Origin of the sequence: Pseudomonas sp. LAMO17WK12:I5 (assembly GCF_900215165.1) — a bacterium.
In the GTDB taxonomy this organism is placed as follows: domain Bacteria; phylum Pseudomonadota; class Gammaproteobacteria; order Pseudomonadales; family Pseudomonadaceae; genus Aquipseudomonas; species Aquipseudomonas putida_A.
Genome location: NZ_OBDS01000001.1, coordinates 99,593 through 123,614, shown reverse-complemented (window position 1 = coordinate 123,614; position 24,022 = coordinate 99,593). Strand labels below are relative to the sequence as shown.

Annotated in this window: 23 protein-coding genes; 17 read left to right on the top strand and 6 right to left on the bottom strand. The window is 59.8% G+C overall.

Annotated features, from left to right (window positions below):
- Positions 1–136: 136 nt before the first annotated feature.
- The 7 genes from CRO59_RS00620 (at position 137) to CRO59_RS00590 (ending at position 8,640) form a co-directional block, all read left to right on the top strand.
- Positions 137–1,396: an AGE family epimerase/isomerase gene (locus CRO59_RS00620; protein WP_097085917.1), complete on the top strand. Its 1,260-nt coding sequence runs from the start codon at positions 137–139 to the stop codon at positions 1,394–1,396.
- Positions 1,397–1,514: 118 nt separating this feature from the next.
- Positions 1,515–2,816 carry an ABC transporter substrate-binding protein gene (locus tag CRO59_RS00615; protein ID WP_027612563.1) on the top strand — a complete coding sequence of 434 codons (1,302 nt, stop codon included), beginning with the start codon at positions 1,515–1,517 and terminating at the stop codon, positions 2,814–2,816.
- Between the two features lie 231 nt (positions 2,817–3,047).
- A complete protein-coding gene (locus CRO59_RS00610; protein WP_003227452.1) occupies positions 3,048–3,956 on the top strand; it encodes a carbohydrate ABC transporter permease in 909 nt (302 codons plus the stop codon).
- Complete coding sequence (locus CRO59_RS00605) at positions 3,949–4,794, top strand: carbohydrate ABC transporter permease (protein WP_007969317.1); 846 nt, start codon at positions 3,949–3,951, stop codon at positions 4,792–4,794. Before CRO59_RS00610 ends, CRO59_RS00605 begins: the two co-directional genes overlap by 8 nt.
- A gap of 2 nt (positions 4,795–4,796) precedes the next feature.
- Positions 4,797–5,957, top strand: coding sequence for an ABC transporter ATP-binding protein (locus tag CRO59_RS00600; RefSeq protein WP_097085915.1), 1,161 nt, complete (start codon positions 4,797–4,799; stop codon positions 5,955–5,957).
- Positions 5,958–6,151: 194 nt separating this feature from the next.
- Complete coding sequence (locus tag CRO59_RS00595; protein ID WP_096795066.1) at positions 6,152–7,501, top strand: carbohydrate porin; 1,350 nt, start codon at positions 6,152–6,154, stop codon at positions 7,499–7,501.
- Positions 7,502–7,785: 284 nt separating this feature from the next.
- Positions 7,786–8,640: a D-hexose-6-phosphate mutarotase gene (locus tag CRO59_RS00590; protein ID WP_007969321.1), complete on the top strand. Its 855-nt coding sequence runs from the start codon at positions 7,786–7,788 to the stop codon at positions 8,638–8,640.
- A 141-nt stretch (positions 8,641–8,781) separates the two neighbouring features.
- Here the strand turns inward: CRO59_RS00590 and CRO59_RS00585 are convergent, their stop codons facing one another.
- Positions 8,782–9,642, bottom strand: a complete 861-nt coding sequence (locus CRO59_RS00585) for a MurR/RpiR family transcriptional regulator (RefSeq protein ID WP_169842436.1) — start codon at positions 9,640–9,642, stop codon at positions 8,782–8,784.
- 226 nt (positions 9,643–9,868) lie between these two features.
- Here CRO59_RS00585 and zwf point away from each other — a divergent pair, with 226 nt between their 5' ends.
- The 4 genes from zwf to CRO59_RS00565 all read left to right on the top strand — a co-directional run bounded on the left by zwf (position 9,869) and on the right by CRO59_RS00565 (position 13,619).
- Complete coding sequence (gene zwf, locus CRO59_RS00580) at positions 9,869–11,335, top strand: glucose-6-phosphate dehydrogenase (RefSeq protein ID WP_097085913.1); 1,467 nt, start codon at positions 9,869–9,871, stop codon at positions 11,333–11,335.
- Positions 11,322–12,035 (top strand): 6-phosphogluconolactonase, encoded by a 714-nt coding sequence (gene pgl, locus CRO59_RS00575; RefSeq protein WP_097085911.1) that lies wholly within the window; start codon positions 11,322–11,324, stop codon positions 12,033–12,035. The genes zwf and pgl overlap by 14 nt, the downstream gene beginning before the upstream one ends.
- Positions 12,036–12,052: 17 nt before the next feature.
- Complete coding sequence (locus CRO59_RS00570; RefSeq protein ID WP_003227433.1) at positions 12,053–12,718, top strand: bifunctional 4-hydroxy-2-oxoglutarate aldolase/2-dehydro-3-deoxy-phosphogluconate aldolase; 666 nt, start codon at positions 12,053–12,055, stop codon at positions 12,716–12,718.
- A 175-nt stretch (positions 12,719–12,893) separates the two neighbouring features.
- Positions 12,894–13,619 (top strand): intradiol ring-cleavage dioxygenase, encoded by a 726-nt coding sequence (locus tag CRO59_RS00565; protein ID WP_027612569.1) that lies wholly within the window; start codon positions 12,894–12,896, stop codon positions 13,617–13,619.
- A gap of 5 nt (positions 13,620–13,624) precedes the next feature.
- Here CRO59_RS00565 and CRO59_RS00560 read toward each other — a convergent pair whose 3' ends face one another.
- Together CRO59_RS00560 and CRO59_RS00555 are read right to left on the bottom strand one after the other, a co-directional pair.
- Positions 13,625–14,806, bottom strand: a complete 1,182-nt coding sequence (locus CRO59_RS00560; RefSeq protein WP_097085909.1) for an aminotransferase class V-fold PLP-dependent enzyme — start codon at positions 14,804–14,806, stop codon at positions 13,625–13,627.
- A gap of 29 nt (positions 14,807–14,835) precedes the next feature.
- Positions 14,836–15,072: a DUF3820 family protein gene (locus tag CRO59_RS00555; protein ID WP_003227425.1), complete on the bottom strand. Its 237-nt coding sequence runs from the start codon at positions 15,070–15,072 to the stop codon at positions 14,836–14,838.
- 205 nt (positions 15,073–15,277) lie between these two features.
- Between CRO59_RS00555 and CRO59_RS00550 the strand changes: the two genes are divergently transcribed.
- On the top strand, positions 15,278–15,745 hold the full coding sequence (locus CRO59_RS00550; RefSeq protein ID WP_003227422.1) for a PA2169 family four-helix-bundle protein: 468 nt from the start codon (positions 15,278–15,280) through the stop codon (positions 15,743–15,745).
- Between the two features lie 126 nt (positions 15,746–15,871).
- Here the strand turns inward: CRO59_RS00550 and CRO59_RS00545 are convergent, their stop codons facing one another.
- Entirely contained in the window at positions 15,872–16,342 is a 471-nt protein-coding gene (locus tag CRO59_RS00545; protein ID WP_097085907.1) for a MaoC family dehydratase, read from the bottom strand.
- A gap of 43 nt (positions 16,343–16,385) precedes the next feature.
- The gene (locus CRO59_RS00540; protein WP_096795063.1) at positions 16,386–17,330 is read right to left on the bottom strand and encodes an alpha/beta hydrolase; all 945 of its coding nucleotides are present in this window, start codon (positions 17,328–17,330) and stop codon (positions 16,386–16,388) included.
- 241 nt (positions 17,331–17,571) lie between these two features.
- On the opposite strand from CRO59_RS00540, the gene fadD2 reads away from it, so the two are divergent.
- Both fadD2 and fadD1 read left to right on the top strand, forming a co-directional pair.
- On the top strand, positions 17,572–19,260 hold the full coding sequence (fadD2, locus tag CRO59_RS00535; protein WP_097085905.1) for a long-chain-fatty-acid--CoA ligase FadD2: 1,689 nt from the start codon (positions 17,572–17,574) through the stop codon (positions 19,258–19,260).
- A 362-nt stretch (positions 19,261–19,622) separates the two neighbouring features.
- Positions 19,623–21,320, top strand: a complete 1,698-nt coding sequence (gene fadD1 / locus CRO59_RS00530; protein ID WP_003227414.1) for a long-chain-fatty-acid--CoA ligase FadD1 — start codon at positions 19,623–19,625, stop codon at positions 21,318–21,320.
- A 164-nt stretch (positions 21,321–21,484) separates the two neighbouring features.
- On the opposite strand, the gene CRO59_RS00525 is transcribed toward fadD1, so the two are convergent.
- Positions 21,485–21,862 carry a hypothetical protein gene (locus CRO59_RS00525; protein WP_007969330.1) on the bottom strand — a complete coding sequence of 126 codons (378 nt, stop codon included), beginning with the start codon at positions 21,860–21,862 and terminating at the stop codon, positions 21,485–21,487.
- A gap of 196 nt (positions 21,863–22,058) precedes the next feature.
- Between CRO59_RS00525 and CRO59_RS00520 the strand changes: the two genes are divergently transcribed.
- The 3 genes from CRO59_RS00520 to def all read left to right on the top strand — a co-directional run bounded on the left by CRO59_RS00520 (position 22,059) and on the right by def (position 23,906).
- A complete protein-coding gene (locus CRO59_RS00520; RefSeq protein ID WP_027612573.1) occupies positions 22,059–22,250 on the top strand; it encodes a CsbD family protein in 192 nt (63 codons plus the stop codon).
- A 163-nt stretch (positions 22,251–22,413) separates the two neighbouring features.
- The gene (locus tag CRO59_RS00515; RefSeq protein WP_027612574.1) at positions 22,414–23,370 is read left to right on the top strand and encodes a YihY/virulence factor BrkB family protein; all 957 of its coding nucleotides are present in this window, start codon (positions 22,414–22,416) and stop codon (positions 23,368–23,370) included.
- Complete coding sequence (gene def, locus CRO59_RS00510) at positions 23,367–23,906, top strand: peptide deformylase (RefSeq protein WP_097085903.1); 540 nt, start codon at positions 23,367–23,369, stop codon at positions 23,904–23,906. Before CRO59_RS00515 ends, def begins: the two co-directional genes overlap by 4 nt.
- Positions 23,907–24,022 lie beyond the last annotated feature (116 nt).

The window sequence follows — 24,022 nt, the reverse complement described above, 5'->3', positions numbered from 1 at the left end:
AGCCTGCTCGCGAAGGCGTCGGTCCATCCAACACAAATGTCACGAGCTGGTGACAAAACCCGCCCCCTTCGTTACAAGCCCACCCCGGCCCGTTGTTTAGACTGCCCGCAGTCATAACAACAAAAAAGGGCCACTCATGGACACCTTTCACCCAGACTTCAGCAGTTGGCTGAATGCCCCTGCCCACCAGCAATGGCTCGCCGACGAAGGTCTGCGCCTGCTGGCATTCGCCAAGGCTTCCAGACTGCCCGAGGGTTTCGGCAATCTCGACGAGCGCGGCCGTTTGCCGGCGCACGCGCAAGCCGAAACCATGAACACTGCACGCATGACCCACAGTTTCGCCATGGCTCACATTCAGGGTCTGCCGGGGTTCGCGGAGCTGGTCGATCACGGCATTGCGGCGCTGCGCGGGCCGTTGCGGGATGCGCTGCACGGCGGCTGGTTTGCGGTCGCTGAACACCGCGATGGCAACACCGGCAAGAACGCCTATCTGCATGCTTTTGTCGCGCTCGCGGCCAGCTCGGCGGTGGTCGCGCAGCGTCCCGGCGCCCAGGCGCTGCTGGATGATGCGATCGACATCATCGACACGTATTTCTGGAGCGAAGAAGAGGGCGCCATGCGCGAATTCTTCAATCGCGACTGGCGCGAAGAAGAGGCCTATCGCGGCGCCAACAGCAACATGCACGCCACCGAAGCGTTCCTCGCGCTGGCCGATGTCACTGAAGATCCGCGCTGGCTGGTACGTGCGCAGCGCATCGTCGAGCGGGTGATCCACGGTCACGCCGCCGCCAACGGCTACATGGTCATCGAGCATTTCGACCGCGACTGGCAACCGCTGCGCGAGTACAACCACGACAATCCCGCTGACGGCTTCCGCCCTTACGGCACCACCCCGGGCCACGGTTTCGAGTGGGCGCGGCTGCTGTTGCACCTCGAAGCGGCGCGGGTTCAGGCCGGGATGCTCACGCCGGGCTGGCTGGCGACCGATGCGCAAAAACTCTTCGAACAGAACTGCCGCAACGGCTGGGACGTCGATGGCGCGCCGGGGATCGTTTACACCCTCGACTGGGGCAACAAAGCCGTGGTGCGTCATCGCTTGCACTGGACCCATGCTGAAGCCAGCGCGGCTGCCAGCGCCTTGCTCAAACGCACCGGTGATGCGCAATACGAAACCTGGTACCGGCTGTTCTGGGAATTCTGTGAAGGCCATTTCATCGATCGCAGCGACGGCAGCTGGCATCACGAACTCGATCCGCAAAACCGTCCGAGCGCCGATATCTGGCCGGGCAAACCCGATCTGTATCATGCCTGGCAGGCGGTATTGATCCCTCGTCTACCCTTGTCACCGAGTATGGCGACAGCTCTGGCGCAAATATCCCGGGCTGTTCCTGTGTAACCATGTGGTGACATTTGCGCGTCCCTTCGTTACCTGCGAAGGGAATCGCCCTGTTTAAACTCCTGTGCAGCGCAAGCACCAGACTTGCATGCATAACAACAAGAAAGGTACATCTCAGATGAATGCGATTTCTCGCCTCGCTACTGTCATTTCTGTCGCCTCCCTGTTCCCGCTCGCAATTCTGCCTCTCAGTGTTTCCGCTGCCGAATCCAAAGGTTCGGTCGAAGTCGTGCACTGGTGGACGTCCGGTGGCGAAAAAGCCGCCGTTGATGTGCTCAAGGCGCAAGTCGAAAAAGACGGTTTCACCTGGAAAGACGGCGCTGTCGCCGGCGGTGGCGGTGCCACGGCGATGACCGTGCTGAAAAGCCGCGCCGTTGCCGGCAACCCACCAGGTGTCGCCCAGATCAAGGGCCCGGACATCCAGGAGTGGGCTTCCACCGGTCTGCTCGACACCGACGTCCTGAAGGACGTGGCCAAAGAAGAGAAGTGGGACAGCCTGCTCGACAAGAAAGTCTCCGATACCGTGAAGTACGACGGTGATTACGTGGCCGTACCGGTGAACATTCACCGGGTGAACTGGCTGTGGATCAACCCGGAAGTCTTCAAAAAGGCCGGCATCACCAAGAACCCGACCACCCTCGAAGAATTCTACGCCGCCGGCGACAAGCTCAAGGCTGCGGGCTTCATCCCGCTGGCTCACGGCGGTCAGCCTTGGCAGGACAGCACCGTGTTCGAAGCCGTGGTGCTCTCGGTCATGGGCGTTGATGGCTACAAGAAAGCCCTGGTCGACCTGGACAACAAAGCGCTGACCGGTCCGGAAATGGTCAAGGCGCTGACCGAGCTGAAGAAAGTCGCGACCTACATGGACCAGGACGGCAAGGGTCAGGACTGGAACCTGGAAGCGGCCAAGGTCATCAACGGCAAGGCCGGCATGCAGATCATGGGTGACTGGGCCAAGTCCGAATGGACCGCCGCCAAGAAAGTCGCCGGCAAGGACTACGAGTGCGTAGCGTTCCCTGGCACCGACAAGGCGTTCACCTACAACATCGACTCCCTGGCGGTGTTCAAGCAGAAAGACAAAGGCACTGCGGCCGGTCAGCAGGACATCGCCAAAGTCGTGCTGGGTGAAAACTTCCAGAAAGTCTTCAGCATCAACAAAGGCTCGATCCCGGTACGTAACGACATGTTGAACAACATGGACAAACTCGGTTTCGACTCTTGCGCGCAGACCGCTGCCAAGGACTTCCTGGCAGACGCCAAGTCCGGTGGCCTGCAGCCGAGCATGGCGCACAACATGGCGACCACGCTGGCGGTGCAGGGCGCGTTCTTTGATGTCGTGACCAACTACATCAACGACCCGAAAGCCGACCCGGCCGATGCGGCCAAGAAACTGGGTGCGGCGGTTCAGTCGGCCAAATAACCGTCGGTAGCGCAGGCCCCTCTTTGTGGGAGCGGGCTTTGTGGTGAGGGGATTTATCCCCGATGGGTCGCGCAGCGGCCCCAGAAAGTTGCAGCGGTGGAGTAACAGAAAGACCGCGTGCAAAGCTTTTGCGACTGCTTCGCAGCCGATCGGGGATAAATCCCCTCGCCACAGAGCTCGCTCCCACAAGGGATCTCACTGTAGTTTTTATTCCCTGTACTGGATTTCCCCATGAGTTCTGTTGCTGTGTTCAGCAAAGCCTCGCCGTTCGATGCACTGCAGCGCTGGCTACCGAAACTGGTGCTGGCGCCGAGCATGTTCATCGTGCTGGTGGGCTTTTATGGCTACATCCTGTGGACGTTCGTGCTGTCGTTCACCACCTCGACGTTCCTGCCCAACTACAAGTGGGCCGGCCTGGCGCAATACGCGCGGTTGTTCGACAACGATCGCTGGTGGGTGGCGAGCAAGAACCTCGCGGTGTTCGGTGGCATGTTCATCGGCATCACCCTGGTGATCGGTGTGCTGCTGGCAGTGTTCCTCGACCAGCGCATCCGTCGCGAAGGCTTTATCCGCACCATTTACCTGTACCCGATGGCGCTCTCGATGATCGTCACCGGTACCGCGTGGAAATGGCTGCTCAACCCGGGCATGGGCCTGGACAAATTGTTGCGTGACTGGGGCTGGGAAGGCTTCCGTCTGGACTGGCTGATCGACCCGGATCGCGTGGTCTACTGCCTGGTGATCGCCGCCGTGTGGCAAGCCTCGGGCTTCATCATGGCAATGTTCCTCGCCGGCCTGCGCGGGGTTGATCAGTCGATCATCCGTGCCGCGCAGATCGATGGCGCGAGCATGCCGACCATCTACTGGAAAGTCGTACTGCCAAGCCTGCGTCCGGTGTTCTTCAGTGCGGTGATGATCCTCGCCCACATCGCGATCAAGAGCTTCGACCTGGTCGCGGCGATGACGGCGGGTGGCCCGGGTTATTCCTCCGACCTGCCGGCGATGTTCATGTACTCCTTCACCTTCAGTCGCGGCCAGATGGGCATGGGCTCGGCCAGTGCGATTCTGATGCTCGGTGCGATTCTCGCGATCATCGTGCCTTACCTGTACTCCGAGCTGAGGACCAAGCGTCATGACTAGTCTCGCTGCCAAACCCGCTTTCAGCCTGAGTCGCGTCGCGATCTACGCGGTGCTGATCCTCGCGGTCCTGCTGTACCTGATTCCGCTGGTGGTGATGCTGCTGACCAGTTTCAAGACCCCGGAAGACATCAGCACCGGCAACCTGCTCAGTTGGCCGACCGTGGTCAGCGGCATCGGCTGGGTCAAGGCCTGGGCCACGGTGGACGGCTACTTCTGGAACTCGATCAAGATCACCGTGCCGGCCGTGGTCATTTCCACTGCCATCGGCGCGTTGAACGGCTACGTGCTGTCGTTCTGGCGCTTCCGCGGTTCGCAGCTGTTCTTCGGTCTGCTGCTGTTCGGCTGCTTCCTGCCGTTCCAGACCGTGCTGCTGCCAGCCTCGTTCACCCTCGGCAAGATGGGCCTGGCGAGCACCACCACCGGCCTGGTCTTCGTTCACGTGGTCTATGGTCTGGCGTTTACCACGCTGTTTTTCCGTAACTACTACGTGAGCATTCCCGATGCGCTGATCAAGGCTGCACGGCTGGATGGCGCGGGTTTCTTCACGATCTTCCGGCAGATCATTCTGCCGATGTCGACCCCGATCATCATGGTTTGCCTGATCTGGCAGTTCACCCAGATCTGGAACGACTTCCTGTTCGGTGTGGTGTTCTCCAGCGGTGATTCGCAACCGATCACGGTGGCGCTGAACAACCTGGTCAACACCAGCACCGGGGCCAAGGAATACAACGTGGATATGGCAGCGGCGATGATCGCCGGCCTGCCGACCCTGCTGGTCTATGTGGTCGCAGGCAAGTATTTCGTGCGCGGGCTGACGGCCGGCGCAGTCAAGGGGTAATCATGGCAACGCTCGAACTTCGCAACGTCAACAAGACCTACGGTGCCGGCCTGCCGGACACCCTGAAGAACATCGAACTGTCGATCAAGGACGGTGAGTTCCTGATCCTGGTCGGCCCGTCGGGCTGCGGCAAATCGACCCTGATGAATTGCATCGCCGGCCTCGAGACCATCACCGGTGGCGCGATCATGATCGGCGATCAGGATGTCAGCGGCATGAGCCCGAAGGATCGTGACATCGCCATGGTGTTCCAGTCCTACGCGCTGTACCCGACCATGAGCGTGCGCGAGAACATCGAGTTCGGTCTGAAGATCCGCAAGATGAGCCAGTCGGCGATCGACGAAGAAGTCGCGCGCGTGGCCAAGCTGCTGCAGATCGAACACTTGCTCAACCGCAAGCCGGGCCAGCTCTCCGGTGGTCAGCAACAGCGCGTGGCGATGGGCCGTGCGTTGGCGCGTCGGCCGAAGATCTATCTGTTCGACGAACCGCTGTCCAACCTCGACGCCAAGCTGCGCGTCGAGATGCGCACCGAAATGAAACTGATGCACCAGCGCCTGAAAACCACCACGGTCTACGTGACCCACGACCAGATCGAAGCGATGACCCTGGGTGACAAAGTGGCGGTGATGAAGGACGGGATCATTCAGCAGTTCGGCACGCCGAAAGAGATCTACAACGATCCGGCCAACCTGTTCGTGGCGAGCTTTATCGGTTCGCCGCCGATGAACTTCATTCCGCTGCGTCTGCAACGCAAGGACGGTCGTTTGCTGGCACTGCTCGACAGCGGTCAGGCGCGTTGCGAGTTGCCGATGAGCATGCAGGATGCAGGGCTGGAAGATCGCGAAGTGATCCTCGGCCTGCGCCCGGAACAGATTGTTCTGGCGAACGGCGAGGGCAATGGCCTGCCGAGCATCAAGGCCGAAGTGCAGGTCACCGAGCCGACCGGTCCGGACACGCTGGTGTTCGTCAACCTGAATGAAACCAAGGTCTGCTGCCGCCTGGCGCCGGACGTGGCGCCACAGGTGGGTGAGACCCTGACCCTGCAATTCGATCCGTCGAAAGTGTTGTTGTTCGATGCCAAGACTGGCGAGCGTCTGGGGACTGCGGGGCAACCGAAGACCGAAGCGCACGGCGCCAACGTCGCCCAGTTCAAGGGGCGCTGAAGATCAAAAATGTGGGAGCGGGCTTGCTCGCGAAAACGGAGTGTCAGGCAGCACACATGGCGACTGACATGACGCCTTCGCGAGCAAGCCCGCTCCCACAGGGGAAAAGTGGTGTTCGGCCTGTCGAGCATCGCAATTTATGTAAACCGCGTTGGAAAAAAACAGTTAATAACAATAAAGACGAGGATGTAGGGATGAAAAAGAAACACGTCAATGCCCGGTTGATCTGCCAAGTGTCAGCTGCGGCGGCATTGGTGCTGGCCGGTAACGCCATGGCGGCGGATGCCTTCAGCTCCGACTCGAAATGGATGACCGGTGACTGGGGTGGCGAGCGGACCAAGCTGATCGAGCAGGGTATCGACATCAAGGCTGACTACGTTGGGGAAATGGGCGCCAACCTGCATGGCGGCTACAACGACGACAAGACCGGTCGCTACAGCGATCAGTTCGGTCTGGGCGTGGCGCTGGATCTGCAAAAACTCTGGGGCTGGGACAACACTCAGGCCAAGATCCAGCTGACTAACCGTAACGGGCAAAACATCTCCAACGACCGCGTTGGCGATCCGCGTGCTGGCACTCTGTCGTCTTCGCAGGAAGTCTACGGTCGTGGCCACATGGTACGTCTGACCCAGTTGTGGATTCAGCACCAGTTCTTCGACAACAAGCTGGACGTCAAGGCCGGTTACTTCGGTGAAGGCGAAGACTTCAACACCTTCCCGTGCGACTTCCAGAACCTTGCGTTCTGCGGCTCGCAAGTGGGTAACTGGGCGACCAACATCTGGTACAACTGGCCGGTCAGCCAGGCCGCGATCCGTGTGAAGTACAACATCAACGACGAGCTCTACGCGCAGATCGGTGCTTACAACCAGAACCCGTCGCAACTGGAACACGGCAACGGCTTCAAGCTCAGCGGCAGCGGCACCAAAGGCACCGTTCTGCCAGTCGAACTGGTCTGGTCGCCGAAGGTCAACAGCCTGCCGGGCGAATACCGCGTCGGTTACTACAAGAGCACGGCTGACGCCAATGACGTCCGTGAAGACGTCAACGGCTTCGACGCTGCAACCACTGGCGACGCGTACAAGACCCACAGCAGCAAACACGGCTACTGGTTCGTCGCGCAGCAGCAACTCACCAGCCACAACGGTGATGCTACTCGCGGTCTGAACATCGCCGCCAACGCGACCTTCCACGACAAGGACACCAACTTCATCGACAACTACCAGTCGGTGATGTTTGTCTACAAGGGCCCGTTCGACGCGCGTCCTAAAGATGACGTCGGTATCGGTGCGGCGCGTATTCATGTCAACGATGACGTGAAGAAAAACGCCGAGTTCCTGAATGCGTCCAACGGTGTTTCGGACTACGACAATCCGGTGTTCTCGCCAATTCGTGAAACCGAATACAACTACGAGATCAACTACGGCTTCCACGTCACCAACTGGCTGACCGTACGCCCTAACCTGCAATACATCACTCACCCGGGTGGTGTGGATGAAGTGGACAACGCATTGGTCGCTGGCCTGAAAATTCAGTCTACGTTCTGACGTTGTTGCGATAAGCTCCTCTCTATGTGCGCATATTTGCGGACAGCCAAGGCTGTCCGCTTTTTTTTGCAACTCGTATACAAGGTTTGTGTCGTGCCCATTTGTGGCGAGGGAGCTCGCTCCCGCTCGGCTGCGCAGCAGTCGTAAATCCTGATGATGAGGTTTAAATGACACACCGCAGTGAATGGTTTCAGGGCCGCTTCGCAGCCCAGCGGGAGCAAGCTCCCTCGCCACAAGAGCAATGTGGATTGTTGAGTACCCCATGATTTTCAGGACCGTGGCCAATGCATGAGCATCCGCTGCAACGCTTCTTCAAATCCCTGCGCGAACGACCGGTGTTTGCCTGGGAGCGCTATCAGATGCGCGATGTGCTGGTGATCGATCATCCGCTGTGTCAGGCGGTGTTCAGTCGGCAGGGTGCGCAGTTGTTGCACTTTCAGCCACGCGGGCAGAAACCGTGGTTGTGGTGTGCGGCGAAGTGGCCCCACGTTGGCGCCATTCGTGGTGGCGTGCCGGTGTGCTGGCCGTGGTATGGCCGCCATCCGAGCGAAAACGCCTGGCCGTCCCATGGCTGGGCGCGACTGCTTGACTGGAAGTTGCTCGACAGCAGCAGCGCCGAAGATGGCGTACGTCTGCATTGGCAATTGCAGCTGTGCGACTGGCAGGTTGACCTGCACGCGCACCTGGGTGAACGCATGGAGTTACGCCTGAGCACCGAGCATCAGGACGACATGCCGTGCCAATTGAGCCAGGCTTTGCACGCTTACTGGCGTATTGGTGATGTCGGTGAGATAGCGCTGTCTGGGCTCGAAGGTGCGCAGGGTTATGACCAACTGAGCCGCCAGTCCTGTCAGCAGGAAGGCGAGCTACGCGTCGATGGCGGTTGTCAGCGGGTGTTCCAGCACGACGGCGAATTACAGCTCAAGGATCACGCCTGGCAGCGCGAGTTGTGCATTGATACCGGTGATAGCGGCGATACCGTGGTCTGGCATCCTGGCTCGCGCCCCCTGTTGGGCGTGAGCTGGGATGAAGTGACGGAGTTCGTCTGTGTCGAAGCGGCGGCGGGCGGTACCGACAGCCTGCATCTGGCGCCGGGGGAGAAGGCGCATTTGAGTTTGCAGGCGTGGGCTGCTGCCTAGATTTGCGGTGAGTCGACTGGCGCCTTCGCGAGCAAGCCCGCTCCCACAGTAGATGGCATTCCAATTGAAGGAACCCGATCACCTGTGGGAGCGGGCTTGCTCGCGAAGAGGCCGGATCATTCAATAAAGAACCATCTGGCCTCAGTTGAACTCATCACCCACCGGATACCGGCTGGCATTCAAGCTCTCTTTGATCTTGCGCAGATGCGGCTGGAAGTCCACCCCGCGACGCAGCGTCATGCCGGTCGCCAGCACATCCAGTACCGTCAACTGAATGATCCGCGAGGTCATCGGCATATAGATGTCGGTGTCTTCCGGCAGCGGAATGTTCAGGCTCAGGGTACTGGCCTTGGCCAGAGGCGAATTCTCGGCGGTCAGGCCCAGCACCGAAGCGCCGTTCTCCCGGGCGATGCGCGCCACTTCCACCAGTTCGCGGGTGCGGCCGGTGTAGGAAATGATCACGAACAGTTCACCGGTATGCGCCACCGAAGCAATCATTCGCTGCATCAGCACATCGGCATGGGCGGTGACGGCGAGGTTGAAACGGAAGAATTTGTGTTGCGCATCCAGCGCCACCGGGGCCGAAGCACCGAGGCCGAAGAAGTGGATCTGCCGGGCCTGAATCAACAGGTCGACGGCGCGGCTGATCAGGTTCGGATCGAGCGCCTGACAAGCACTGTCCAGCGAAGCGATGGCGCTGCCGAAAATCTTCTGCGTGTACGCCTCGGGATTGTCATCGGCCTCCACTGCACGGCTGACATACGCTGCGCCACTGGCCAGGCTTTGCGCCAGTTGCAGCTTGAGTTCAGGGTAGCCGCTGACACCGAACGAACGGCAGAAACGGTTGACCGTCGGCTCGCTCACCGATGCGGCCTGGGCGAGGGCGGCGATGCTGAAGCGGGTGGCCTGCTGCGGGTTGAGCAGGATCACCTCGGCGACTTTGCGTTCGGCCTTGTTCAGCTCTTCAAGGCGACTCTGGATCTGTTCCAGTAAATTTCGCACGCGGTCCATATGGAATTCCTAATTCACCTGCGCAAAGGTGCGCCGGGCTATGCAAATTGGGCCTTTGATGTGGCCCGTAACGGTGGCCTATCCTACTGGTGGCTCCGACCGACCACCACTCGGAATCTGTATTTTGCGAAAATGTTGTGGTTATTACTACATTTTCCCTTGAGTGATGCCTTGAAAAAAGGTATTTGTAGCTTAACTTGATAAAAGAACAAACATCATGCCTTCGATTACGGTTGAACCGTGCACCTTTGCCTTGTTCGGCGCTCTGGGCGATCTGGCCCTGCGCAAGCTGTTTCCTGCCCTTTATCACCTCGATGGCGCCGACCTGTTGCACGAGGACACGCGCATCATCGCGCTGGCCCGTGAACCCGGTTCCGAGCAGCAGCACATGGCGTTCATCGCCGCCGAATTGCGCCGTTACGTCGGCAAAGAGCTGGACGAGGCCGTGGCCGAGCGCTTTCTGGCGCGCCTGAGCTACCTGCACGTCGACTTCCTCAAGGCTGAAGACTATGTGGCGCTGGCCGAAGCGGCCGGCAGCGCGCAACGCATGATTGCCTACTTCGCCACACCAGCAGCGGTGTACGGCGCGATCTGCGAGAACCTGGCAAAAGTCGGTCTGGCAGAAAACACCCGCGTGGTGCTGGAAAAGCCGATCGGCTCCGATCTGGAATCCTCGCGCAAAGTCAACGACGCCGTGGCGCAGTTCTTCCCGGAGAACCGCACCTATCGCATCGACCACTACCTGGGCAAAGAGACCGTCCAGAACCTGATCGCGCTGCGTTTCGCCAACAGCCTGTTCGAAACCCAGTGGAACCAGAATTACATCTCCCACGTGGAAATCACCGTGGCCGAGAAGGTCGGCATCGAAGGCCGGTGGGGCTACTTTGACAAGGCCGGCCAGCTGCGCGACATGATCCAGAATCACCTGTTGCAGCTGCTGTGCCTGATTGCGATGGACCCGCCAGCCGACCTGTCCGCTGACAGCATCCGTGACGAAAAGGTGAAAGTGCTCAAGGCCCTGGCGCCGATCAGCCCGGAAGGCCTGACCACCCAAGTGGTGCGCGGTCAGTACATCGCCGGGCACAGCGAAGGCAAGTCCGTGCCGGGCTACCTCGAAGAGCCGAACTCCAACACCCAGAGCGACACCGAAACCTTCGTCGCCCTGCGTGCCGACATCCGCAACTGGCGCTGGGCCGGCGTGCCGTTCTACCTGCGGACCGGCAAGCGCATGCCGCAGAAACTGTCGCAGATCGTCATCCACTTCAAGGAACCGTCGCACTACATCTTTGCGCCGGAACAACGTCTGCAGATCAGCAACAAACTGATCATCCGTCTGCAACCGGACGAAGGCATTTCCTTGCGTGTGATGACCAAGGAGCAAGGCCTGGACAAGGGCATGCAACTGCGCAGCGGCCCGCTGCAACTGAATTTCTCCGACACCTGGCGCAGTGCGCGGATCCCCGACGCCTACGAGCGGTTGTTGCTGGAAGTGATGAACGGCAATCAGAACCTGTTTGTCCGTAAAGATGAAATCGAAGCCGCGTGGAAGTGGTGTGACCAGTTGATCGCCGGCTGGAAGAAGTCCGGTGACGCGCCCAAGCCGTATGCGGCCGGGTCGTGGGGGCCGATGAGCTCGATTGCACTGATCACGCGGGACGGGAGGTCGTGGTATGGCGATATCTGATGTGAAACTGCCCGCGGGCGTGAATGCCCACGAATTCAAGAGCCCGGTGCTGTTGGCCGAAGGTCTGGCGCTGAACGTCGCCAAGCAGTTGAGCGATGCCATCGCTGCACGCGGCAACGCGGTGCTGGTGGTCTCAGGCGGTCGCAGCCCGGTGGCGTTTTTTCAGCACCTGGCCAAGCAGGAGCTGGATTGGTCGAAGGTCGTCGTGACCCTCGCCGACGAACGCTGGGTACCGGTCGAACACGCCGACAGCAACGCCGGCCTGCTCAAGCAGTACCTGCTCAAAGGCCCGGCCGCCAAGGCGCAGCTCCTCAGCCTCTACAGCGCGGCGGCCAACGTCGAGCAGGCTGCGGAACAGGCCGACCGTCTGCTCGCGGAATTGCCGCCGATCGACGTGCTGGTGCTGGGCATGGGCGATGACGGTCACACCGCGTCGCTGTTCCCCGACAGCCCGAACCTGACTGAAGCCTTGCAGGCTGACGGCAGCCGTCGCTGCTGGCCGATGCTGGCGCCGAGTGTGCCGCGTCAACGTCTGACCATGAGCCGTGCGCTGCTGGCTTCGGCGAAGCACAAGATTCTGTCGATTTCCGGTCAGTCGAAACTGACCACTCTGAATGCCGCACTGGCATCCGACGACGTCGCGGCCATGCCGGTGCGCGCGTTTCTGCAACCTACGTTAGAGATTTACTGGTGCCCATGAGCCAAGGATCAGCCGCTATGAAAAATCCATCCCCGACCGTTTCCATGGCGGACAAAGTTGCCCTGATCGACAGCCTCTGCGCCAAGGCGCGGATCCTGCCAGTGATCACCATCGCCCGTGAGCAGGACGTGCTGCCACTGGCCGACGCTCTGGCCGCCGGTGGCCTGACCGCGCTGGAAGTGACCCTGCGTTCGCAGTTCGGTCTCAAGGCGATCCAGATCCTGCGTGAGCAGCGTCCGGAACTGGTGACCGGTGCCGGCACCGTGCTTGATCGCAACATGCTTGCAGCAGCGGAAGCGGCGGGTTCGCAATTCATCGTCACCCCGGGCATCACCCGTGACCTGCTCGAAGCCAGCGTCGACAGCCCGATTCCGCTGCTGCCCGGCATCAGCAATGCCTCCGGCATCATGGAGGGCTATGGCCTGGGCTATCGCCGCTTCAAGCTGTTCCCGGCGGAAGTCAGCGGTGGCGTGGCAGCGATCAAGGCCCTCGGCGGCCCGTTCGGCGAAGTGAAATTCTGCCCGACCGGTGGCGTCGGCCCGGCCAACATCAAGAGCTACATGGCGCTGAAAAACGTCATGTGCGTGGGCGGTAGCTGGATGCTCGATCCCGAATGGATCAAGAACGGCGACTGGGCGCGCATTCAGGAATGCACCGCCGAGGCCCTGGCGCTGCTGGACTAAACGTTTTACCTGACACTTCGTTGTGTGTTCTACGGCTTTACGGTGCGCTTGGTCGGTGCACCGTTTTTTTTTGCCCGGCAAAAATACTCATGGAAACGGCGCGACACATAGTTACCGCACCGCGGGGCTCGTGCGCCGTTAATCTGCGTTCATCTTATGGAAAAGAGAACGCGTCATGGAACGAGACACTTCAACCGCATCGTCATCATCAATCTATCAGTTGGCCCCCGAGCAGATCGCCGGGCCGTACTTTCGCAATCCGAAGTTGCTGCGGCGCAACATCAGCGAAGGCGCTGAAGGCCTGCCCTTGCTGCTGCGCCTGAGCATTGTCGACGCGATGACCGGTCAACCGGTGAGCGGAGCATTGGTGGACATCTGGCACTGCAATGCACGAGGCGCCTATTCGGGGTGGAGCCGGATCAATCCGGATCTGGAGGTCGACTCCGATGCCATCGGCTCGGTGCCGCGCACCGACGATGACACCTATCTGCGCGGCAGCCAGTTCTGCGATCAGCAGGGGCGGGTGCGCTTCACCACGATCTATCCCGGGTTCTATGCCGGTCGGGCGCTGCACATTCATGTGGCGGTGCGCATGGTCAGCGGCAGTGAATATCTGGAGGAGCGCAACGTGGCCTGGGTCGGTCAGCTGTATTTCCCCGAAGTGGTGTCACGCGCGGTGCTCAATGCCCGTGACTATCGCGGGCGAGCCTCGACACCCTTGAACAATGCCGATGACAGCTACTACAGCAACATGCGCGGCGAAGATTCGACCCTGACCGTGTGGCCGATCGGCCGCGACTCTCACGAGGACGGTTTCTTCGGCCACCTGACCATCGGCATCGACACCTTCGCCGCCTCGTCGCAGATCAAACCCGAGGACTTCGACAAGTACACCGTGTGAACCGATCAACGCAGCTCGTTGAGTGCACGGGTCAGCAACTGCATGTCAGCCGCAGTGGTGGTCAGCCCCGGCGTGATGCGAATGCTCGGCCCGCTCGCTGCGCCGTTGCGTACCACGGTGAACAGGTTGTACTCGTTGAGCAGGCGCTCGACCATTGCCTGTTGATCGGCGTGGCGAGTGAAACGCATCGAGGTGATTCCGCAATACAGGCGCGGATCGTCCGGGGTCATCACCTCGATCCCCGGCAGGTGCCGCACCGCGCTGACCCACAGGTTGCGCAGGTAATTGAGCCGGGCGCTTTTGGCCGCAGCGCCGCCGAGCGAACGGTGCTCTTCGAGTGCCAACGGCAGTGACATCAGCGCCGGAATGTTCGGCGTGCTGTACGGCGTGCGGGCGCGTATGTCGGTGGCCGGAAAGTGCATTTCGCCCATGTCCGGATCGATGTCGGCCAGACGCTGCGGGGCGATGTACAGAAAGCCCAGGGTCAGCGGTGCGCCAATCCACTTGTGCAGGTTGAAACCGGCGAAGGCGATGCCCAGTGCTTCAAGGTTGAACTCGATCTGGCCGAGGGCGTGAGCGCCGTCGAGGATGATGTCCACGCCGTGCTGTTTCGCCAGCGCGGCGATGGCCTGCACCGGCATCACCAGACCGGTGCGGTGGGTGACATGGGTCAGGGCCATCAGTTTGAGTTTCGGATAGCGGATGAAGGCTTCGCGGTAACTGTCCAGCAGGCTGTCGAAACTGGCCGGGTGAGTGTGGTTGATCTCGATCACGTCGACGCCGCGATGGCGAGACAGCCAGCGCATGGCGCCTTTGACCGTGTCGTATTCCAGGTCGCTGATCAGCACCTGATCGCCCGGTAGCAGGCGATTGTAATTACGGATCAGCGACTGCAGCGCATCGCTGGCGTTGCGGGTGAAGGCCACGCTCTGCGCGCGCACGCCGATCGTCTCGGCCAGTTGCGCACGGATCTCCAGGCTGTCGTGCTGTTCGAAACGCTGGCGCACGTACACCGAGTTGCTGGTGTTGATCAGCTCGATGTTGCGCTGGTAGTCCTCGATCACTGTGCGCGACATGCGCCCGAAGTAACCGTTCTCCAGGTTCAGCGGGCCGGTTTGCGCTTCGTAGCGATCGGCGAAGGTTTGCCAGAACGCTTCGTCACGGGCGCGGCGGGTGTTGTCAGGCATGGTCGACTCGGCTCAAGGGGAGGCGCGCTTCAGTGGCGCGGGGCGGGTTTGCCGTGTTTGGCGCGTAGCGGTTCGAGCAGATCCGACAGACCGTTATGGTCGATTTCCTGCATCAGTGCCAACAGTCCGCCGAGTTCGCCGTGAGGAAAACCTTCGCGGGCAAACCAGTTCAGGTAAGGCCCCGGCAGGTCGGCAATGATCCGGCCCTTGTACTTGCCGAAGGGCATTTCACGGGTGATCAACAGCTCAAGCTTTTCAGGATTCATCATTGGCAATCATCTGGATTCAATCAGTCAGGAAAATACAGGCATTCTGCATGCAGGCCAAATGACAGATCATGCAAATAACCGTGATACAGATAGTTCAAATATCTTTAACTTATTGAAAAATAACGATTTATTTTTGAATGAAAAGCTGGCACGCACACTGCAATAACCCTTGCATCTTCAACCAACCGCAAGGAATTGAAAAATGACTGACATGAATAAAGAAGCGATCTCTGTACTCAACGACCTGATCGAAACCTGCAAGGACGGCCAGGAAGGGTTCAAGACTTGCGCTGAAGACATCAAGCATCCAGAACTCAAAACCCTGTTCGTCACCCGTTCTGCCGATTGCGCGACTGCCGCCGCTGAACTGCAGGCTGAAGTGCGTAAACTGGGCGGTGATCCGGAAACCTCAACCAGCGTCAGCGGTGACCTGCACCGTCGCTGGGTCGACGTCAAAGCCATGTTCACCGGCAAGGACGAAGAGGCTGTGCTGAACGAAGCCGAGCGCGGTGAAGACCACGCCCTGAAGGCTTATCGTGAAGCCATCGAGAAAATCAACAAGCACGGCCTGGTCGGTATTCGTGACCTGGTTGAGCGTCAGTACCACGGCGTACAACGCAACCACGACCAGGTGAAAGCCCTGCGTAACCAGGCTCGCGCTCGTTCGTAAGCCGCGCTGAAAAAACTGTGGGAGCGGGCTTGTTCGCGAAAGCGCTGTGTCATGCAACGATAATGTTGCGGACATGACCCCTTCGCGAGCAAGCCCGCTCCCACGTTTGTTTTTTGTACCTGATGATCAGCCGATGCTGATCGCCGACAGCGTCGGCAAGGTCACGGTCTGCTGCTTGCGCGGCGCGAGAATCTCGGCCTCGCCATCCACGACCAGTTCATCGCGCTGGTTGAACACGCGAGTGGCGATGCGCACGCGAAACTTCGGCAGCTTCTCGAGGATTTCCAGGCGCACGGTCAGGGTGTCGCCAATCTTCACAGGCTTCTGAAAACTCATCTGCTGACCGATGTAGATGGTGCCCGGCCCAGGCAGCTCGCACGCTACGGCCGCGCTGATCAGTGCACCGCTGAACATGCCGTGGGCGATGCGTTCCTTGAACATGCTGGCGGCGGCGAACTCGGCGTCCAGGTGCACCGGGTTGTGGTCGCCCGACATCGCGGCGAACAGCTGAATGTCGCGCTCTTCGACAGTCTTGCTGTAGCTGGCGGTCTGGCCGACTTCGAGGGCTTCGTAAGGGATGTTGGTAACCTGGGTCATCGGTCTTGATTCCTGTGACGGATTAAAGTGAATCCACAAAAAATTATTCGCTGCGATGAGGGCGGCGATGGCTCAGCGCCTGGTCGATCCAGGTCAGAACATCGGCAATCACTTCGTCGCGATTGGTTTCATTGAACAATTCGTGCCGCGCCTGCGGGTAGATCTTCAGTTGCAAGTTCTGGCTGCCGGCCGAGCGCAACGCTTCGGCCAGATCTGTCAGACGCTTGCCTTCGCTCACCGGATCACATTCACCGCCGATCACCAGCAGCGGCAGGCCCGGGTCGATCTGGGCGAGATTGGACGCTTTGCTGATCTGCTGCAAGCCGCCGAGCAAGTCGATCCACAATTGATTGGTGCAGCGGAAGCCGCACAACGGGTCGTTGGCATACAGATCGACCTCGACCGGGTCGCGGCTCAGCCAGTCGAACGGCGTGCGCGCCGGTTTGAATTTTTTGTTGAACGAGCCGAACGACAACCACTCGATCAGCGCACTGCGGCCCTTGCCACCCTGACGCAGTTTTTCGAAACGGGCGATTTGTCGCGCCGCGCCGTAAAGCGCCACCGGCTGGAAGTTCGAACCGCTGAGAATCGCCCCATGCAGGCTGGCGCTGTGATGCAGCAGGTAACCCTGAGCGAGGTAGCTGCCCATGCTGTGCCCGAGCAGGATGATTGGCACGTCGGGATGCTGCTGGCCGATGTGCTGATTGAGGCTGGCCAGATCGCCGATCACCTTGCACCAGCCGTCGTCATCGGCGAAATGCCCGAGCGTCCCGTGTTCGGCGGTTTTGCCATGGCCGCGCAGATCCGGGGCGTACACACCGTAGCCTTGTTCACAGAACGCATTCGCCAGCCGCTCGTAGCGCGCGCTGTGTTCGGCCATGCCGTGGGCCAGCAGGATCAGCGCTTTCAAGGGCGCAGCCGGCAACCACTGGTTGACGAACAGGCGGCTGCGGTCACTCGCGTCCAGCCAAAAGCCTCGGTGGATCATGGCAATTCCTTTTTATCGAGCGGTATCGGCCCGCAGTCGTTGCATTGTATAGCGCGTCCGATCAGCTCACGCCACGGCAGGAAGATTCATACGATCAATGTCGCCATCGCCCATATTTGCCTCAATGGCCATAACTGCTAGTGTCCGTGAAGCTCCGCTTTTTGCTTTGTGCCCTCAGGGATCAGCGCGAAACCACAGAAAAGCGGCTCCCGGATCGATTCAGGTAAAGAGGACAAGAACAATGCAACCTGATTTCTGGAATGACAAACGCCCCGCCGGCGTACCACTGGACATCGACATGGGCGAGTTCAAGTCGGTGATCGAGGTGTTTGAGCGTTCCTGCAAGAAATTCGCGGACCGTCCGGCCTTCAGCAATATGGGCGTGACCCTGACCTACGCTGAACTCGAGCGCTACAGCGCGGCGTTCGCCGGTTACCTGCAAGCCCACACCGATCTGGTGCCGGGGGATCGCATCGCGGTGCAGATGCCCAACGTGCTGCAATATCCGATTGCCGTGTTCGGTGCCTTGCGCGCCGGGCTGATCGTGGTCAACACCAACCCGCTGTACACCGCGCGCGAGATGCGCCACCAGTTCAAGGATTCCGGTGCCCGCGCGCTGGTGTACCTGAACATGTTCGGGCAGAAGGTCCAGGAAGTGCTGCCGGACACTGACATCCAGTACCTGATCGAAGCGAAGATGGGCGACATGATGCCCACCGCCAAGGGCTGGCTGATCAACACCGTGGTCAGCAAAGTGAAGAAAATGGTCCCGGACTATTCGCTGCCGCAGGCGATTTCGTTCAAGAGTGCGCTGCGCCTGGGCCGTGGTCTGGGGATCAAGCCGTTGAAGGTCGGTCTCGACGACATCGCCGTGTTGCAATACACCGGCGGCACCACCGGCCTGGCCAAGGGCGCGATGCTGACCCACGGCAACCTCGTGGCCAACATGCAGCAGGTGCGCGCGTGTCTTGCGCAATTGGGGCCTGACGGTCAGCCGCTGCTGCGCGAAGGGCAGGAGGTGATGGTGGCGCCACTGCCGCTGTACCACATCTATGCCTTCACCGCGAATTGCATGTGCATGATGGTATCGGGCAACCACAACGTGCTGATCACCAATCCGCGCGACATCGCAGGCTTCATCAAAGAGCTGAAGAACTGGCGCTTCTCGGCGTTGCTCGGACTGAATACGTTGTTCGTCGCGCTGATGGAGCACCCGGACTTCAAGACCCTGGATTTCTCCAGTCTCAAGCTGACCAACTCCGGCGGTACTGCGCTGGTCAAGGCCACCGCCGAGCGCTGGGAGCAGATCACCGGTTGCCGCATCACCGAAGGTTACGGCCTCACGGAAACGTCGCCGGTGGCCTGCACTAACCCGTATGGCGACAAGTCGCGTCTGGGCACGGTCGGTCTGCCGGTGCCGGGTACGCTGCTGAAAGTCATCAATGACGAGGGTGTCGAGCAGCCGATGGGCGAGCGCGGCGAGTTGTGCATCAAGGGCCCGCAGATCATGAAAGGCTACTGGCACAAACCCGAGGCCACCGCCGAAGTGCTGGATGCCGAGGGCTGGTTCAAGTCCGGTGATATCGCGGTGATCGACCCGGACGGCTTCGTACGCATCGTCGATCGCAAGAAGGACATGATCATCGTCTCCGGTTTCAACGTGTACCCCAACGAGATCGAAGACGTGGTGATGGCCCACCCGAAAGTCGCCAACTGCGCGGTGATCGGCGTGCCGGACGAGCGTTCGGGCGAAGCGGTGAAGCTGTTTGTGGTGGCGCGGGAAACCGGGGTCAGCCTCGAAGAACTGAAGGCGTACTGCAAAGAGAATTTCACCGCTTACAAGGTGCCGAAACACATCGTGCTGCGTGAGTCGTTGCCGATGACGCCGGTCGGGAAGATTCTGCGGCGGGAGTTGCGCGATATCGCCTGATCGGTGAATGGCCGCGCGTGGCGCGGATCGCGGGCAAGCCACGCTCCCACAGGGATCTCCACCAACCTTGTGGGAGCGGGCTTGCCCGCGATGCTTTTTGGGGGTTGAAGGCCCGGAAAACCGGGGCTTTCAGGGTGGTATAGGATTTTTGCTCTAAAATGACTGTTAGAAAGTCTTGAGTCATTAAAGTGACCATGGAGGCCGCTTTTGGCTCTAGTCGGCCCTCGGCAAAGCTGCTACTCTCGGCGCGCTTTGTGACTTCTCGGCCTGTAGAAAAGCCAGATTCACCAATACAAAACACACACCAATAATAATCGCATCAAATGCGGTGAAGAATTCGCGTTGCTGAGGAGTGGGCTTCCATGATCGAAGACTTTTGGAAGGATAAATACCCGGCTGGAATTGCTGCCGACATCAATCCAGACGAGTACCCGAATATTCAGGCAGTGTTGAAGCAATCCTGCCAACGCTTCGCCAACAAGCCGGCTTTCAGCAACCTGGGCAAGACAATCACCTACGGTGAACTGTACGAATTGTCCGGTGCGTTTGCCGCGTATCTGCAACAGCATACCGACTTGCAGCCCGGTGATCGAATCGCCGTGCAACTGCCCAACGTTCTGCAGTACCCGGTGGCCGTCTTCGGTGCGATCCGCGCCGGGCTGATCGTGGTCAACACCAACCCGCTATACACCGCGCGGGAAATGGAACACCAATTCAATGACTCCGGCGCCAAAGCCCTGGTGTGCCTGGCCAACATGGCGCACCTGGCGGAAGCCGTGGTGCCAAAAACCGGGGTCAAGCACGTCATCGTCACCGAAGTCGCCGACCTGCTGCCGCCGGTCAAGCGCCTGCTGATCAACAGCGTGATCAAGTACGTGAAGAAGATGGTGCCGGCCTATCACCTGCCCAAAGCCGTCAAGTTCAACGACGTGCTGAGCAAGGGCCAGGGCCAGCCGGTGGCCGAAGCCAATCCGCACAGCAGCGATGTCGCGGTGTTGCAGTACACCGGCGGCACCACCGGCGTGGCCAAAGGCGCGATGCTCACCCATCGCAACCTCGTCGCCAACATGCTGCAGTGCAAGGCGCTGATGGGCTCCAACCTCAATGAAGGTTGCGAGATCCTGATCACCCCTCTGCCGCTGTACCACATCTATGCGTTCACCTTTCATTGCATGGCGATGATGCTGATCGGCAACCACAACATCCTGATCAGCAACCCGCGCGACCTGCCGGCGATGGTCAAGGAACTGTCGAAATGGAAGTTCAGCGGTTTTGTCGGCCTGAACACGCTGTTCGTCGCGCTGTGCAACAACGAAGGTTTCCGCAAGCTGGATTTCTCCAACCTGAAAGTCACCCTGTCCGGCGGCATGGCCCTGCAACTGGCCGCCGCCGAGCGCTGGAAAGCGGTGACCGGTTGCTCGATCTGCGAAGGTTACGGCATGACCGAAACCAGCCCGGTGGCCACGGTCAACCCGATCCAGAACATTCAGATCGGCACCATCGGCATTCCGGTGCCGTCGACCCTGTGCAAAGTCATCGACGATGCGGGTGTCGAGCAGCCCATGGGCGAAATCGGCGAGCTGTGCGTCAAGGGCCCGCAAGTGATGAAGGGCTACTGGCAGCGTCAGGAAGCCACCGACGAGATCCTCGACAGCGAAGGCTGGCTGAAGACCGGTGATATCGCGCTGATCCAGCCCGATGGCTACATGCGCATTGTCGATCGCAAGAAAGACATGATCCTGGTATCCGGTTTCAACGTTTACCCGAACGAACTGGAAGACGTGCTGGCGACCCTGCCGGGCGTATTGCAGTGCGCGGCCATCGGCGTGCCGGACGAGAAGTCGGGCGAGGCGATCAAGATTTTCATCGTGGCCAAGCCGGGCGTGACCCTGACCAAGGAAACCGTGATGGAGCACATGCGCGCCAACGTCACCGGTTACAAGGTGCCGCGTTCGGTGGAGTTCCGCGATGCGCTGCCGACCACCAACGTCGGCAAGATCCTGCGTCGTGAGTTGCGTGATGAAGAGCTGAAGAAGATCAAGGCCAAGTCCGCCGCCTGAAGCAAAAAGCCCCGCAGATGCGGGGCTTTTTGTTGGAGTAGGTGGTGGATCTGTAGTGACTGTGATGCCGCCTTCGCGAGCAAGCCCGCTCCCACATTCAACCGCGTTCCTCCAGTTGGAATACAGTCAAATGTGGGAGCGGGCTTGCTCGCGAAGCTTTTCGGTTACTGCCGGAACGGCGCGAAATTCACGTTGGTTCCCGCCGGACGCATGTCCTGCAGATACGAATCCTTGTCTGCACTCAATTCCAGGCTCAACGCCGCCTTGCGCTTGCCTTCGTTGCGAATCACCAGACCTTCGAGCTTTTCCCGCAGGAACACCGTCGGCACTTTCAGGTGCAGCAGTTCGTCGGTGGCCGGGGTGTGCATCAGCAGGTGAATCCACTCGTACTGACCGACGGCGAGGCGCGTCACCGGCAGGTCGAACCACCAGATGTTGCGGTTGCGGTTCAATTCGGCGAAGTGGCAGTTGTTGGTGCCGAGCACAGCGCCGCCCAGTTCCTGGTTGCGACGGGCAATGGCCTGCTTTTTATCGAGTTTCATAACATTCCTGCGGGATCTGATCGTTGGCGCACGGCGCCCATAGGTGCGCATTCTCGGGGCTTGCGGGGCAAACATAAAGCCCAACCTGCATGGCACGACGAAATGAAGGGCAAAAATAAATGAAACTCGTGGCAAACCCGGCCAGTCAATCATTACGTACTGACTTTTCCCCTTCAATGCACCAAGGAGAAACACCATGAGTAGCACTGGCGATAAAGTAAAAGGCATGGCTAACGAAGCAGTCGGCAACGTCAAGCAAGGCGTCGGCAAAGCCACCGACAACACCAAGCTGCAAGCCGAAGGCAAACTGCAAGAGAAAAAAGGTGAAGCCCAGCAAGCTGTCGGCAAAGCCAAAGACGCCATCAAGAAAGGTGTCGACAAGGCGTAATTCCGCCTTGAACGAAACACACGAGCGGCCATCCAAGGATGGCCGTTTTTGTGTCAAAACCCGACAGCCATCCACGAAGGTCGCCAAGTAGGCTACCGTGATGTAGAAAACGGCCCCTGAGTCGCCACGACTTCAACCTGTAATGCGGCGAAAGGAGACGCGAATGATTTTTCCAGACATGAAAGGTCTGCCACTGCACCGGGTGATGGTGCGCACGGTCACTGAATTCGTCGACGACGAGATGTCGACCTACGCCTCGGCACTGGCCTACCAGATGCTGTTCTCGCTGTTCCCGTTCATTCTGTTCCTGATTGCCCTGATCGGTTTCCTGCACCTGCCGGACTTCTTCACCTGGTTGCGCCTGCAGTCGGAACTGGTGCTGCCACCGCAGGCGCTGGAACAGGTCAACCCGGTGATTGATCAGTTGCAGCAGTCCAAGGGCGGTTTGCTTTCGGTCGGTATCGTCATCGCCCTGTACACCGCGTCTGCCGGCGTGCGCCTGATGATGAGTGCGATGAATGCCGCTTACGACGTGGTCGAGGGCCGACCGATCTGGAAGCGTTTTCCGCTGTCGGTGTTCTACACCGTCGGCATTGCCGGCATGTTGCTGGTGGCAGCCGCGCTGATGGTGCTCGGGCCGCAGGTGATGGGCTGGATTGCCGCGCAGGTGGGGCTGGAAGACTTCATCGTCACTGTGTGGACGATTGCGCGCTGGCCGGTGATCGTGTTTCTGATGATGGTCGCCGTGGCCCTGATTTACTACGTGATGCCCGACGTCAAACAGGAATTCCGTTTCATCACCCCCGGCTCGGTACTCGCCGTGGTGGTGTGGATCATCGCCTCACTGGGTTTTGCGTTCTACGTCAAAACCTTCGCCAACTACAACGCGATGTATGGCAGCATCGGGGCGATCATCGTGCTGTTGCTGTATTTCTACATTTCCTCGGCGGTGCTGCTGCTCGGCGCCGAGATGAATGCGGTGATCGAACACATGTCCAGCGAGGGCAAGGACGAGGGCGAGAAAGTCCCCGGCGAACTCGATGAGCATCCCAAACAACATGTCTCTGGCCTGGGGCGCGACCACTCGCTCAAGCCGGACACTGACGAAGCCCGACCATGATCCGTGAAATCCTCAAAATGGGCGACGAACGCCTGCTGCGCATTGCTCCACCGGTGCCGCCGGAAATGTTCGACAGCCCCGAGCTGTGGCAACTGATCGATGACATGTTCCAGACTATGGAAAGCGTCGGTGGCGTCGGCCTTGCCGCGCCGCAGATCGGCGTCGACCTGCAACTGGTGATCTTCGGTTTCGAGCACAGCGAACGTTATCCGGACGCCGAAGCGGTGCCGCAGACGATCCTGATCAATCCGCTGATCACGCCGTTGAGTCCGCTGACCGAGGAGGGCTTTGAGGGCTGTCTGTCGGTGCCCGGCCTGCGCGGTGCGGTGGATCGTTATCAGCAGATTCGCTACGAAGGCTTTGATCCCAAGGGCGAGCCGATCGTACGCGTGGCGTCAGGCTTCCATGCGCGGGTAGTGCAGCACGAATGCGATCACCTGATCGGCCGCTTGTATCCGTCGCGGATTCCCGATTTCAGCAAGTTCGGCTTTACCGAAGTGATGTTCCCGGATCTCGATCCAACGGCTGACGATTGATCCTGAGACTACCTTCACTTTCCAATGTGGGAGCGAGCCTGCTCGCGAATGTGCTCGATCAGTGATCAATTTGGTGACTGACACACCGTTTTCGCGAGCAGGCTCGCTCCCACAAG